The 13,391-nt window shown below is 66.2% G+C and carries 14 protein-coding genes; 2 read left to right on the top strand and 12 right to left on the bottom strand.

Features of this window, described 5'->3' with window-relative positions; translation table 11 throughout:
- Window positions 1–237: 237 nt before the first annotated feature.
- The 4 genes from ACZ5EF_RS08915 to cysQ all read right to left on the bottom strand — a co-directional run bounded on the left by ACZ5EF_RS08915 (window position 238) and on the right by cysQ (window position 3,701).
- Complete coding sequence (locus ACZ5EF_RS08915) at window positions 238–912, bottom strand: OmpA family protein (protein ID WP_346060456.1); 675 nt, start codon at window positions 910–912, stop codon at window positions 238–240.
- A gap of 206 nt (window positions 913–1,118) precedes the next feature.
- Window positions 1,119–1,586, bottom strand: a complete 468-nt coding sequence (locus ACZ5EF_RS08910) for a DUF2489 domain-containing protein (protein ID WP_346060457.1) — start codon at window positions 1,584–1,586, stop codon at window positions 1,119–1,121.
- Between the two features lie 170 nt (window positions 1,587–1,756).
- Window positions 1,757–2,755 carry an IS5 family transposase gene (locus ACZ5EF_RS08905; RefSeq protein ID WP_346060458.1) on the bottom strand — a complete coding sequence of 333 codons (999 nt, stop codon included), beginning with the start codon at window positions 2,753–2,755 and terminating at the stop codon, window positions 1,757–1,759.
- Between the two features lie 151 nt (window positions 2,756–2,906).
- Window positions 2,907–3,701, bottom strand: a complete 795-nt coding sequence (cysQ, locus tag ACZ5EF_RS08900) for a 3'(2'),5'-bisphosphate nucleotidase CysQ (RefSeq protein ID WP_346060459.1) — start codon at window positions 3,699–3,701, stop codon at window positions 2,907–2,909.
- Window positions 3,702–3,863: 162 nt separating this feature from the next.
- On the opposite strand from cysQ, the gene ACZ5EF_RS08895 reads away from it, so the two are divergent.
- Window positions 3,864–5,339, top strand: a complete 1,476-nt coding sequence (locus ACZ5EF_RS08895; RefSeq protein ID WP_346060460.1) for an SLC13 family permease — start codon at window positions 3,864–3,866, stop codon at window positions 5,337–5,339.
- Window positions 5,340–5,405: 66 nt separating this feature from the next.
- Here ACZ5EF_RS08895 and cyoE read toward each other — a convergent pair whose 3' ends face one another.
- The 4 genes from cyoE to ACZ5EF_RS08875 all read right to left on the bottom strand — a co-directional run bounded on the left by cyoE (window position 5,406) and on the right by ACZ5EF_RS08875 (window position 8,665).
- Window positions 5,406–6,320, bottom strand: coding sequence for a heme o synthase (gene cyoE / locus ACZ5EF_RS08890; protein WP_346060461.1), 915 nt, complete (start codon window positions 6,318–6,320; stop codon window positions 5,406–5,408).
- Entirely contained in the window at window positions 6,313–7,341 is a 1,029-nt protein-coding gene (locus ACZ5EF_RS08885) for a COX15/CtaA family protein (protein ID WP_346060462.1), read from the bottom strand. The genes cyoE and ACZ5EF_RS08885 overlap by 8 nt, the downstream gene beginning before the upstream one ends.
- 68 nt (window positions 7,342–7,409) lie before the next feature.
- Window positions 7,410–7,943 (bottom strand): hypothetical protein, encoded by a 534-nt coding sequence (locus ACZ5EF_RS08880; protein WP_346060463.1) that lies wholly within the window; start codon window positions 7,941–7,943, stop codon window positions 7,410–7,412.
- Window positions 7,940–8,665 (bottom strand): SURF1 family protein, encoded by a 726-nt coding sequence (locus ACZ5EF_RS08875; protein WP_346060674.1) that lies wholly within the window; start codon window positions 8,663–8,665, stop codon window positions 7,940–7,942. The genes ACZ5EF_RS08880 and ACZ5EF_RS08875 overlap by 4 nt, the downstream gene beginning before the upstream one ends.
- Window positions 8,666–8,684: 19 nt before the next feature.
- On the opposite strand from ACZ5EF_RS08875, the gene ACZ5EF_RS08870 reads away from it, so the two are divergent.
- On the top strand, window positions 8,685–8,876 hold the full coding sequence (locus ACZ5EF_RS08870) for a DUF2909 family protein (RefSeq protein ID WP_346060464.1): 192 nt from the start codon (window positions 8,685–8,687) through the stop codon (window positions 8,874–8,876).
- Window positions 8,877–8,893: 17 nt separating this feature from the next.
- Here ACZ5EF_RS08870 and ACZ5EF_RS08865 read toward each other — a convergent pair whose 3' ends face one another.
- Genes ACZ5EF_RS08865 through coxB form a run of 4 tightly spaced genes read right to left on the bottom strand, consistent with a single transcriptional unit; the run spans window position 8,894 to window position 13,164 of the window.
- Window positions 8,894–9,754, bottom strand: coding sequence for a cytochrome c oxidase subunit 3 (locus tag ACZ5EF_RS08865; RefSeq protein WP_346060465.1), 861 nt, complete (start codon window positions 9,752–9,754; stop codon window positions 8,894–8,896).
- A gap of 15 nt (window positions 9,755–9,769) precedes the next feature.
- On the bottom strand, window positions 9,770–10,333 hold the full coding sequence (locus ACZ5EF_RS08860) for a cytochrome c oxidase assembly protein (protein WP_346060466.1): 564 nt from the start codon (window positions 10,331–10,333) through the stop codon (window positions 9,770–9,772).
- Window positions 10,334–10,366: 33 nt separating this feature from the next.
- Window positions 10,367–11,998 carry a cytochrome c oxidase subunit I gene (gene ctaD / locus ACZ5EF_RS08855; RefSeq protein ID WP_346060467.1) on the bottom strand — a complete coding sequence of 544 codons (1,632 nt, stop codon included), beginning with the start codon at window positions 11,996–11,998 and terminating at the stop codon, window positions 10,367–10,369.
- Between the two features lie 50 nt (window positions 11,999–12,048).
- The gene (gene coxB / locus ACZ5EF_RS08850) at window positions 12,049–13,164 is read right to left on the bottom strand and encodes a cytochrome c oxidase subunit II (protein ID WP_346060468.1); all 1,116 of its coding nucleotides are present in this window, start codon (window positions 13,162–13,164) and stop codon (window positions 12,049–12,051) included.
- Window positions 13,165–13,391 lie beyond the last annotated feature (227 nt).

Raw genomic sequence — 13,391 nt, 5'->3', positions numbered from 1 at the left:
CTTAACGCGCAGTGGTGGGCCATACCAGGGCTCACGTGTCGCAGGTCGAGAGAATGGGGGTGCGTTCGGGTCATCGGGGCGCCCCCACCATGGGCGACGACCGACCGGCAATTACCGGCGGCACCGAGGACACGAAGGGAAAGAACTTTAGCAGATCGAGATGGCCTTGTGCCATCGACACCGAACGAAACAGGGGTGCCCGAGGGCACCCCTGAGATCATGGCGAGAGCGGTGTGCTTAGTTCAGCACATCCAGCTCGACGCGACGGTTCTCGGCGCGGCCGGCGTCGGTCTCGTTGCTGGCCACCGGACGCTCTTCGCCGAAGCCACGGGCCACCAGACGGTTGCCTGCGACGCCGCGGGAGATCAGGTAATCACGCACCGAGTCGGCACGACGCTGGGACAGACCCAGGTTGTACTGATCGGACCCCCTGGAGTCGGTGTGGCCGGCGATATGCACGCGAATATCCTGGCTACGCTCGTTTTCGGTCAGGCGGCGAGCCACGTCGTCCAGGGTGTGGCGGGCGGCCGGGGTCAGCTCGGAGGAGTCGAAGGCGAAGTTGACTTCGCTGGACAGCACCACCGGCTCGAATTCCGGCACTTCGGGTTCCGGCGCGGGCTCCGGCATCGGGGCCGGCTCGGCCACCGGCTCCGGGGAGTGATCGGCACACAGCAGGGCACCGATGGTGGCCCCGGCGGTGGAACCGACGGCGACCCCGGTATCCTCGTCGGAGTCGCTGCTGGTGGCGTAACCGATGCTGCCACCGATCAGGCCGCCGGCGATACCACAGACCAGGGGTTCCTGGTACCAGGCGCGATCGGAGGCGCTCGGATTGCTGCCGGAGGAGGCACAGCCGGAGAGGCCGAGGGCCAGGGCGGAACCGAGCAGCAGACCAGTCGTTGATTTTTTCATGTAAGACTCCTTCTTTGACGCAGTGCTAGTCGTCACGTGACGCACAAAACGAATTCCCGAAAACAGTGACGAGAATCCGAAAAGGGAAGCCGCAACCACGCAGCATTCCTTTGCAAAGTAAACACATCGACACTAAATCGGCCAGTGCTTATACGCATGTTTTATCATCTCATGACGCCCCTGGGCTGCCAAGTGGCGATGCGCATTCAGTGCAAGCTTCGTGGCCAACGCTGCTTGAACACCAAAACCGCCTTGGCGGCGGCCAAGGCCGACGCCTTCAGCTCATCTTCCACGGCCAGGCGCTCCTTGTCTTCCTTGAAACGCTCACGAGGAGAAAGGGCCTGACGGGCCGAGTGGGTATGCAAATGAGCGGTCCGGGCATGCACTTCCCCGAAGACCCGAAAGTCCTCCCGCTCGATCAATCGGGAATCGATGATTTCCAGCATCACCTTGCAACGCAAGGCCCCCTCGGTGATATCCACCTGCTCGCTCAGCATCGCCCTGGCCACCGCATCCAGCCCTTCCAGACACTGCTCGTGGGCACGACGAAGCTCGTCGGCGCGAAAGGCTTTCCGCCGCTTGACCTCGCGCCACAGGCTCCAGGCATAGCCCGACAGGCCGGCGAGAATGATCAGCGCGAGAGCGAGCAGGCCGAGGGCCAGGGATGTACTCATGGGAAGAACCTCTCTAGTCGATGGCGCCCCTTAGGGAATCGCTGAACAATTCAGCATCCGGTCTGTGAAGCTGCCCGAGAACGATTTTTCTGCTCCAGCAGCTTGTTTCAGGCCACCATGGAGTGGCCTCTACGGCTTGGCAGCCTTGCTATTCGGCTGCCATGCCAGATTCAAGGCGCACTGGCCCCGCCAGCATGGCCTTGGCATCGTCCAGTCAGCACCAGATTGCCGAGGGCGAACAGGGTGAACAGCTGCGCCTGGTTCTTGGCCAGTCCCTTGTAGCGAACTTTCCGGTAACCGAAGAGGTTCTTGATGACATGAAACGGATGCTCGACCTTGGCGCGGATGCTGGCCTTGGCCTTCTCGAATTCCAGCAGCAGCGTTTTCATGGGACTGTCTTCCATCTTCTTGATGGTGCCGCGTTTGGCGGCGACACAGCACCGGGAGTCCGGGGCATCCTTTTCCTCGTCCAGGTATTTCCACATGCCGAGGTAACCGGCATCGCCGTATACCCGTTTATCATCATCGCGGACCAGGGTGCCTGCCATGGTGACATCGGCGACATTGGCCGAGGTGGCGGCGACACTGTGAGTCAGTCCGGTGACCGCATCGACGCCGATATGGGCCTTCATACCGAAAAACCATTGGTTGCCCTTCTTGGTCTGCTTCATCTCCGGATCACGCTGCTTGGCCTTATTCTTGGTGGAGGGTGCGGCCGCCACGATAGTGGCGTCGACGATGGTACCCTCGCGCATGAACAGGCCCTGTTCGGCCAGGCTGGCGTTGATCTCCTCGAAGATCCGTTGGGTCAGCGCATGCTGCTCCAACAGGTGGCGGAAACGCAGCAACGTGGTCGCATCCGGCACGCTCTCGACAGCCAGGTCGATACCGATGAAGTCGCGCATGGCCTGGCTGTCGTAGATGGCGTCTTCCAGTGCCTCGTCGGCGAGGGCATACCACTGTTGAAGGAAATAGATGCGCAGCATGCGCTCCAGGCCGATGGGCGGCCGACCCCGCTTGCCCGCCGAGTTCGGGAAGTAGGACGGCGACAGCGCCTCGATCAGCCGCTGCCATGGCACCAGAGCATCCATCTGCGCCAGGAACCGCTCTCGGCGGGTGACCTTCTTCTTGTTCTGGTGCTCAGCCTGGGCGAACGAGATCTGCTTCATCAGTTGGCTCTGTCAGACGGTGATAGGAAGGTCAGATTCTACCCCGCCGTTGGCTGCCAGGCAGCTGCGGCGGGATTTATGCAGCGTTTCCTTAGGCCCGGGCCACCACCTTGACGATACAAAACCTGTACAAAATATCATTAACGAACGATTATTTCGCCATCTCACGCCATGGCCCCAGGGCGTCGGCACAGGCGATAAAGTCAGGGTTGCGCAGCGATTCGCCGGCATTATAGCGAAGGGGCATCAGCGTCCGGGCATCCAGCACGGCGCCCCCGGCACCCTCCAACACCGCCTGGGCGGCGGCGGTGTCCCACTCGCTGGTGGGCGCGAAGCGCGGATAGAGGTCCGCCGCCCCCTCGGCGATGCGGCAGAACTTTACCGAGCTACCGCAGCGCACCAGCCGAGCCTCGGGGAAGCGCCGCAACCAGGCCTGGGTACGCGAATCCAGATGGGCCCGGCTGGCCACCCCCCGTGGCGGCCACTGGGGCGCCACCGCGATTGCCTGGCCGCGACCGGCCTGCCAGCGCCAGGCTCCCAGCCCCTCGCCACCTTCCCAGGTCGTGCCGGCCACCGGCGCATGGACCACGCCATAGCGAACCCGGCCCGCCTCGACCAGGGCCAGGTTGACGGTGAAGTCATCGTAGCCTTCGATAAATTCCCGGGTCCCATCCAGGGGATCCACCAGCCAGTAACACGTCCAGCCGCGGCGCTCTTCCCAGGGCACCACCGCCTCCTCGGAGAGCACCGGCACTTCCGGGGTCAGGGCCGCCAGCCCCGCCATCAGGCAGGCGTGGGCGGCCTGATCGGCGGCGGTGACCGGGCTGGCATCGGCCTTCTCGCGTTGCTCCCAGTCGCCCGTCTCGCGTACCGCCAGGATCGCCTCACCGGCTCGCTCGCAGAGCGCTCGCAGCGCCTGCCGGGGCGGCCATTCACTGGATGCCATGGGCACTCCTCCGTTGTCGAGCCGCTACCCTAACGGCTGATGCCGTTACCGGCAAGATCCGCGCTCGCCAAGCCTATCCGCCAGCGCCGATGGCTGCCCTGGCGGTGGCCGGGGCCGGCTCGTACAATGCGGCCAATTCGCCAGCTCATATAAGGATATGCCATGGCCAGCGCCCAGGAGACACCATCCTCCCCTCCCCCCGCGAATCTCCAGCCCCCCGGCCCGGCCGCCCGTATCGGCCTCTGGCTGGGCCCGGCCTGGCTGCTGATCACCCTGCTGCTACCCGCACCGGCCGGCATGAGCGAGAGTGCCTGGCTGTGCGCCGGCCTGGGCCTGCTGATGGCCACCTGGTGGTCCACGGAGGCGATTCCGATCCCCGCCACCTCTCTGCTGCCGCTGCTGCTGGTGCCGGCGCTGGGCATCGCGCCCATGGGCCAGGTCAGCGGCAGCTATGCCAACCCCATCATCTATCTCTTCCTGGGCGGCTTCCTGCTGGGTATCGCCATGCAGCGCTGGGAGCTGCATCGGCGCATCGCCCTGCATGTGCTGCGGGTGGTGGGACACCAGCCACGACGGCAGATCGCCGGTTTCATGCTGGCGACCGGCTTTCTCAGCATGTGGGTCTCGAATACCGCCACCGCCATCATGATGCTGCCCATCGGCATGTCGGTGGTCAGCCTGCTGGGCAAGGACAATGCCCCCGAGGCATTGGCGCGCTATGCCACCGCCCTGCTGCTGGCCATCGCCTATTCCGCCAGCATCGGCGGCGTGGCCACCCTGATCGGCACCCCGCCCAATGCGCTGCTGGCCGGCTACCTGGCCGAGTCCCGGGGCATCGACGTGGGCTTCGCCCAATGGATGGTGACCGGCCTGCCGATCAGCGCGGTGATGATGCTGCTGGCCTGGTGGTGGCTGAGCCGCGGCGGCTTCGACCTGCGCCAGGGCGACGACAACGGCCGGATGATCCGCGATGAGCTGACCCGACTGGGCGCCCTGACCTCCGCGGAGCGCCGGGTGGGCATCGTCTTCCTGCTGGCCGCCCTGGCCTGGGTATCACGACCGCTGCTCAATGACCTGGGGCTCGACTGGCTCAGCGATACCGGTATCGCCATCGCCGCGGGGTTGCTGCTGTTCCTGATTCCCAGCGGTCGCGGCGGCGGCGAGCGCCTGCTGGACTGGGAGGCTGCCAAGGCCCTGCCCTGGGGCATCCTGCTGCTGTTCGGCGGCGGCCTGGCCCTGGCCGGCGCCATCAGCCAGTCGGGGCTCGCCGAATGGATCGCCGAGCAGCTCTCGCTGTTCGGCGTGCTGCCGCTGCTGGCCCTGGTGGGCATCGTGGTGCTGGTGATCATCTTCCTCACCGAAGTCACCTCCAATACCGCTACCGCCGCCGCCTTCCTGCCGCTACTGGGTGCCCTGGCGCTGTCGCTGGACGTGTCGCCACTGCTGATCACGGTGCCCGCCGCCATCGCCGCCAGCTGCGCCTTCATGATGCCGGTGGCAACCCCGCCCAACGCCATCGTCTTCGCCACCGGCCATATGAAGATCCAGTCGATGATCCGCGCCGGTTTCATGCTCAATGTGATGAGCACCCTGGTGGTGACCCTGATGGCCTACCTGCTGGTCGGCTGGTTCTGGTAGCGTCCCGCTCGCCAGACGCCAGACGCCGCCCGAGGGCGGCGTCTGGCGTTCGGGGAAGCGCGCCGCCTACCAGGGCAGCGCGGTGGCATAGTGATCGAGCAACAGCACCCCGAAGACGCCGAGAATATAGCGAATCGAGAACCAGAAGGCGGCCAGGGGCGCCCGGGGGTCCTGGCCACGCCAGACCCGGAAGTTCCACATCATGAAGCGCAGGTTGAGGACCATCACCCCCACCAGGTAGACGGCCCCGCTCATGCCGATCACGAAGGGCAACAGGGTCACCACCACCGTCAGCCAGCCATACAGCCAGACCTGCAACCGGGTGAAGGCCTCGCCATGGGTCACCGGCAGCATGGGCACCCCGGCCCGGGCATATTCGTCGCGCTTGTGAATGGCCAGGGCCCAGAAGTGCGGCGGGGTCCAGGCGAAGATGATCAGCATCAGCAGCAACGGCTCGGGCCCCAGGCTACCGGTGATTGCAGTCCAGCCCAGCAAGGGGGGCGCCGCCCCCGCCACCCCGCCGATCACGATATTCTGCGGCGTGGCACGCTTGAGGAAGGCGGTGTAGATCAGCGCATAGCCGATCAGCGAGGCCAGGGTCAGCCAGGCGGTCAGGGCATTGACCTGCCACAGCAGCAGGCCGATGCCGGCCACCGAGAGCAGGGTCGCCCAGGCCAGGGCCAGAGGCGTCGGCAGCCGCCGGGTGGCCAGGGGCCGGCGCGCGGTACGCGCCATCAGCGCATCCAGCTTGCGATCCAGCACATGGTTGTAGGCGGCCGCCCCGCCGGCCGCCAGGCCGATCCCCACCAGGCCATGGAACACCGCCAGCGGTGGCGGCAACGCCGGCGTGGCGAGCGCCATGCCCACCAGGGCGCAGACCAGCATCACCAGCACCACCCGCGGCTTGCACAGCGTCAACAGGTCCCGCCACTGCCCGCCAAGGTGGTCGAGGCTCCCGGTCACCATCAGTGCATTACGCATGGGCCACCTCCTCGTGACTCGCTTGCCGTGAGATTCCGACCCGACTCGCCCGCCAGGCCCCCAGCGCCAGCGTCAACACCAGCGCCAGCGCCCCGGCGGTATGCGCCAGGGCCAGCCCCAGGGGCAGCCACCAGAGCACATTGGCCACCCCCAGGACGAACTGGCCGGCATAGGCCCCCAGGAGCCCCACCAGATACGGGCGCAGGCCGGGCCGGCGCCACTCCCGCCAGGTCAGCAGCAGCAGGCCCAGGCCCAGCGCCAGGGCGCCGAGACGGTGACCAAAGTGAATCGCAGTGCGGGCATCCGCATGCAACTGGCCATGCAGGTAGTTGGGGCCCACCGTCTGGGTCAGGTGGAAGCCTTCGCTCCAGTCGGTGGCGGGCCACCACTGGCCATTGCAGGTCGGAAAGCCCTGGCAGGCGATGCCGGCATAGTTGCTGGAGACCCAGCCGCCGAGGGCCAGTTGCCCCACCAGCAGCGCGGCCGCCAGCCCCCAGAGCGGCGAGAGCCGCCGGCGGCTCGGAGGGCGGCTCGCCGCGGCCAGTTCCCGCAGCCGAAGGTGCAACCACAGGAAGAGCAGCAGCACCCCGATGCCCCCCAGCAGATGCAGGGTGACCACCTGGGGCCACAGCTTGAGGGTGACGGTGAAGGCGCCGAAGCTCCCCTGTACCAGGATCAGACCCAGCAGGGCCAGGGAAAGGCGCCAGGGATAATCGGCCCGGCGCCGCCACCGCCAGCCCAGCCCCACCAGGGTCAACACCAGCAGCCCCAGGGCCGAAGCCACATAGCGGTGGACCATCTCGACCCAGGCCTTGAAGGCCTCCAGGGGCGCCTCCGGGGTATGGGCGGCGGCGGTGGCACCGTCGGGCACCACCAGGCGACCATAGCAGCCCGGCCAGTCGGGGCAGCCGAGGCCGGCATCCACCAAGCGGGTCCAGGCCCCGATCAGGATCACCCCCAGGGTTGCCAGGGTCCCCAGCAGGCTAAGCCACTTGAGCAGGCGGAGTCGGCGTTCGGTCATGGCGCGCCCTCGTGCTGTCGTTGTGATGGCATCCAGCATACGTCGCGACCCGCGTTGAAGGCAGCCGCTCAATTCGACGACGCCCCCCGCTCCGGGTTGACCTTCAGCAGGTGCTGGAGATCATCCATCACGTCCCGCAGCGGCGCGCCGGGAGAATACCCCAGCACCACCTCGCCCTGCGGGGAAAGCAACCAGAGCGCGCCCGGCTCGCCCCAGGCCGGCGGCGAACGCCAACTGGCCAGCCGCTCCCCGGGCAGTGCCGCCTGGCCCGGCATCGCCTCCGCGGCGACGATGCGCAGCCGCTCGAGCCGCGGCGCCTCGCGCCCCAGCGCCCGGTGCAACCGCCACCAGCGATCCGCCTCCGCGGCGCAATCGCCACGGCAGTCGAAGGCCAATACCCAGTGCTCGGATGCCGTCATGGGCTCCTCCAGAGGCCAGTCGGCCAGGGCCGGCAGCTCGGGGGCCAGCTGCCCATGGGCGGTACGCCCCTCGGGGATGCCGACCCGCCAGGTGACCATGGCCCAGGCGCTGAGTAGGGGAGCGGCGAACAGCGCCATCAGCAGCAGCAGCTTGAGGCGGGAGTGGCGTGGACGAGTCATCATGGCAGCTCTCCGACGGATGAAGCGGAATCGCCGATCGGCGAGGAAACGCGGGCCCGCCGCCGGCCCCCCAGCAGCATGATGACCAGGGCGGCCAGTGCCAGCCCCCACCATTGCACGGCATAACCGAGGTGGCGGCTGGGGGGCATCACACTGGGGCGCCACCAGGCGGCATAGGCACCCTCGCCCGTCTCCTGGTGGAGCCAGCCGGCGAAGGCGAAGCCCTCCGGCCAGGCGGTAAGATCGATGGTCTGCAGGCGCCGCCCCTCCCGGTTGGGGCCCAGCAGCAGGCCACCGTCGCCTGCCGCCTGCCAGGTACCGCTCAGGGTCACCCGGCCCTCGGGGCTAACCACCTCGGGGTCGACACGATAGGGCCCGGTGGCCTCGAAGCCCCGCTGCACCAGCCAGCGGCGCCCCTCGGCGTCCACCAGGGGCGTCAGCACCGCCACCCCGACCCGGGCGTCGTGCACCCGGTTATCGAGGAACAGGGTCTCCTCGGCGAGAAACTCGCCACTCAGGGTCACTTGGGCCCCCTCCATCGGGGCCTCCTGCGGGTCGACGACCGCCGGGGCCGCCTCGCGGGCCGCCAGATAGGCCGTCTTGGCCTCGGCCCGTTGCCACTGCCAGACGCCCAGGACGAAGCCCAGCAGCACCAGCGGGAGCCAGAAGACCCACCATAGCCTCTGCTTGACAGCACGGCGCGGCTTCCTTGAACTGTGATGCATCGATCCCACGGAGTCTCCCATGCTGAAATTCGCCATCGCCCTGGTCTTTCTGATCATGCTGGCCAGCCTCGCCACCGGCGCCGGCTTCCTGCTGCGCGACGGCGGCGCCTCCCGGCGCCTGCTGATCTCGCTCAAGTTACGGGTGGCCTGTGCCGTGGTGCTGCTGGCGCTGCTCTTCTATGGCTTCCACTACGGCGGCCTGGCCGGTTAAAAGCCTCGAGCCCCTGCCTAGAAGACATAGACGAACAGGAAGAGCCCCACCCAGACCACGTCCACGAAGTGCCAGTACCAGGCGGCGGCCTCGAAGCCGAAGTGGTCGTCGCCGCTGAAGTGGTCCCGCTGGATGCGCACCAGCATTACCGACAGGATGATGGCCCCCACGGTGACGTGCATCCCGTGGAAGCCGGTCAACAGGAAGAAGAGCCCGCCGTAGATGCCGGCATCCAGGGTCAGGCCGTAGTGGGCATAGGCCTCGTAGTACTCGAAGCCCTGCACGAGGATAAAGCACACCCCGAGAAAGACGGTGCCCGCCAGCCAGTTGCGGCAGGTACGCCGGTAGCCCTCCTTGAGGGCCTCATGGGCCACGGTCAGAGTGATGCTGGAGGTGACCAGGAAGAGGGTATTGACCAGCGGCAGCTGCCAGGGGCTGAGCACGGCATCGGGCCCGGAAACCGAAGCGTCCGGCGGGTTGAGCAAGGGCCACTGGGCGCTGAAGTCGGGCCACAGCAGCGCCGCCACCCCCTTGGCCCCCTCCCCGTCGAGCCATGGCAGGGCGAAGGTGCGCACATAGAAGAGCGCCCCGAAGAAGGCGGCGAAGAACATCACCTCGGAGAAGATGAACCAGCCCATCCCCCAGCGGAAGGAGCGATCCATCTGCTCGTCATAGAGCCCCTGCCGGGATTCCCGCACCACGTCCCGGAACCACAGCGCCATCACCGCGATCACCGCCAGGATGCCCAGCGCCAGTACCGGGCCGCCCCGGCCATGCACCATCACCAGGCCGGCGCCGATCATCATCACCCCCAGAGCCAGGGACCCGAGGATCGGCCACTTACTGGTCGCCGGAACATAGTAGCTACCACCGCTCATGCGTCACCTCCATCACTAGATCGCATCCAGGGCGTCAGGAGCCCGGGGCGTCAGGGCCAGGGCCCCGGGCTCTACCGGATACAGGGTATAGACCAGGGTCACCGTATGGACCTCCGCGGGCAGGTCCCGGGTCAGTTGGAACACCAGGGGCACCTCCAGGCGTTCGCCCGCCGCCAGGCGCTGCTCCTCGAAGCAGAAGCAGCTCACCTTGCGCAGATGGCGATTGGCATTGGAGGGCGAGACGCTGGGCACCGCCCGTCCCCATTGGGGAGTCTCGCTCTGATTGACGAAGGTGAAATCCACCTCCACGACCTGGCCGGGATGCATCCGCAATTGCCGCTGCGCCACCTCCAGCCGCCAGGGCAGCCCGGAACCGCTGCGGGTTACCAGTTGCACGGTCACATAGCGGGAGTCGTCCACCGCCTCATGCATCAAGGCCTGGGCGCTGGTATCCACCTTGCCGTTGAGCCCGGTGAGGCGGCAGAAGACGTCATAGAGGGGCACCAGGGCGAAGGCAAAGCCGAACATCGCCACCAGGACCACCAGGGTACGGCTCACCGTGCGTTGTACCGGACTCATCGAGACCTCCCGGCGGGATTCCCCGCCGCCTGTTCAGGGGTGGGGCTGAGGGATCACATGGGGCGGCGTCTCGAAGGTGTGCAACGGCGCCGGACTGGGCACGCTCCACTCCAGGTCCTGGGCCCCTTCCCAGGCCTTGGCCGGCGCCTTCTCGCCGCCCCTCACGCACTTGACGATCACCGCTACGAAGAGCAACTGGGAGAGCCCGAACAGGAAGGCCCCCAGGCTCGACACCAGGTTGAAGTCGGCGAACTGCAAGGCATAGTCGGGAATCCGTCGCGGCATGCCCGCCAGCCCCGAGAAGTGCATGGGAAAGAAGGTCAGGTTGACGCCGATCACCGACAGCCAGAAGTGCCAACGCCCCAGCACCTCGCTGGGATAGTGGCCGGTCCACTTGGGCAGCCAGTAGTAGGCCCCGGCCATGATCGAGAAGATCGCCCCGGGCACCAGCACATAGTGGAAATGGGCCACCACGAAGTAGGTGTCGTGGTACTGGAAGTCCGCCGGGGCGATGGCCAGCATCAGCCCCGAGAAGCCACCGATGGTAAACAACACCACGAAGGCCAGGGCGAACAACATGGGGGTCTCGAAGGTGATGGAGCCCTGGAACAGGGTAGTGATCCAGTTGAACACCTTCACGCCGGTGGGCACCGCGATCAGCATGGTGGTGTACATGAAGAAGAGCTCGGCCACCAGCGGCAGCCCCACCACGAACATATGGTGCGCCCAGACCAGGAAGGAGAGGATGGCGATGGAGGCGGTGGCATACACCATGGAGGCGTAGCCGAACAGCGGCTTGCGGGCGAAGGTGGGAATGATCGCCGAGACGATGCCGAAGGCCGGCAGGATCATGATGTAGACCTCGGGGTGCCCGAAGAACCAGAACAGGTGCTGGAAGAGCACCGGGTCGCCGCCGCCGGCGGCATCGAAGAAGCTGGTGCCGAAGTTGATATCCAGCAGCATCATGGTGATCACCCCGGCCAGCACCGGCATCACCGCGATCAGCAGGAAGGCGGTGATCAGCCAGGTCCAGACGAACAGCGGCATGTCCATCATGCGCATCCCCGGGGCGCGCAGATTGAGGATGGTGGCGATGATATTGATCGCCCCCAGGATCGAGCTGATCCCGGCCAGGTGCATGCCGAGGATAAAGAAGGTGGTCGACGGCGGCGCATAGGTGGTGGAGAGCGGCGCATAGAAGGTCCAGCCGAAGTTGGGCCCGCCCCCCGGCATCAGCAGAGTGGAGAGCAGCAGGGTAAAGGCCACCGGCAACAGCCAGAAACTGAAGTTGTTGAGCCGCGGCAGGGCCATGTCCGGGGCCCCGATCTGCAGGGGGATCATCCAGTTGGCCAGGCCGGTGAAGGCCGGCATCACCGCGGCGAAGACCATGATCAGGCCATGCAGGGTGGTCATCTGGTTGAAGAATTCGGGATCGACGAACTGCAGCCCCGGCTGGAACAGTTCCAGGCGCACCACCAGGGCGAAGATGCCGCCGATAAAGAACATGATCAGCGAGAAGATCAGGTAGAGGCTGCCGATCTCCTTGTGATTGGTGGTCAGCAACCAACGCAGGATCCCCTTCGGTGGGGTGGCGTGAGTGTCGGCGGCGAGCCCGGCGCCGCCGGCGCTATGCTCGAAGGGGGGCTTGGGCAGCTTCGATGCCATCGGAGTTCTCCCTGGTTCTTGTCGTGGATCGGCCGGGCGATCGGACCCGATCAGCGGGCCAGTCGCTCGGCGACCTGTGAGGGCTGCACCACATCACCGGTATCATTGCCCCAGGCATTCCGGGTGAAGGTCACCACCGCCGCCAGCTCCACCGGGTTGAGGGTGCTGCGAAAGGCCGGCATGGCGGTGCCGGAGACACCATTGATCACGGTGCTGAGCTGCCACTCCAGATCGTCAAGCAGGCGGGGGTTGCCGGCCAGTGCCGGGAAGGTGGGGGGCATGCCCTGCCCCTCGGCCTGGTGGCAGGAGATGCAAATGGCCCCATAGACCTCCTCACCGCGGGCCATCAGCTCCTCCAGGGCCCAGTCGCGATCCACCCCGAGGGCCTCCTGGGCCGCCTCGTCGCGGCGCTCGGCGAGCCAGGCATCGAACGCCGCTTCTTCCATGGCATGCACCACGACAGGCATAAAGCCATGATCCAGGCCGCACAACTCGGCACACTGGCCGCGATAGATGCCGGGCTCGTTGATGCGTACCCAGTTCTCGTTGACGAAGCCGGGCACGGTATCCTGCTTCACCGCCAGGTCCGGCACCCACCAGGAGTGGATGACATCATCGGAGGTGAACAGGAAACGCACCTTGCGATTGATGGGTAGCACCAGGGGATTGTCCACATCCAGGAGATAGGTCTCGCCGCGCTCTTCCTCGCCGCGGATCTGTGCCCGGGGGGTGCTGAGACTGGAGGTGAAGGCCACCTCCTCCCCCAGGTATTCATAGCGCCAGCGCCACTGCTGGCCGGTCACCATGACATCCAGCTCGGCATCGGAAGCGTCGTACATGCTTTTCAGGGTGGCCGTGGCCGGCACCGCCATGCCGACCAGGATCAGCAGCGGCAGCGTGGTCCAGATCACCTCCACGGTGGTGTGCTCGTGGAAATTGGCCGCCTTGGGGTGACGAGAGCGGCGATAGCGGAACAGTGAATAGAACATCACGCCGAAGACCACCAGACCGATCACCACGCAAATCCAGAAGATGATCATATGCAGGGAGTAGATCTCGCGGCTGATGTCGGTGACCCCCAGCGGCATATTCCAGCCATCGGCCTGTGCCTGAGCGCTCAGTCCCACCACGCCACTCCCCGACAACCAAGCGAACCTCCTGGACATCGGCGCCTCCTTCGTTGTTATGGGTCCCTGACGAACTATCGCCGGACTCAATATTAGCCAAGTCTGGAAGGAGTATAGGAAAGATCCCGCGGCCGCCCGCCCGGGAGGGCATGGCTTCCTAAACGCAGCCATCAACGCAGCCCTCAATCGAAAACACAGCGCTCAATTGAAAGCACAGCCCTCAATCGAAAACGCGGCACTCAACCGAAGACGCAGCACTCAACCGA

The organism is Bisbaumannia salifodinae, from assembly GCF_055388505.1.
The sequence above is the reverse complement of the archived record's forward strand: the minus strand, read 5'-3'. Positions and strand labels throughout refer to the sequence as shown.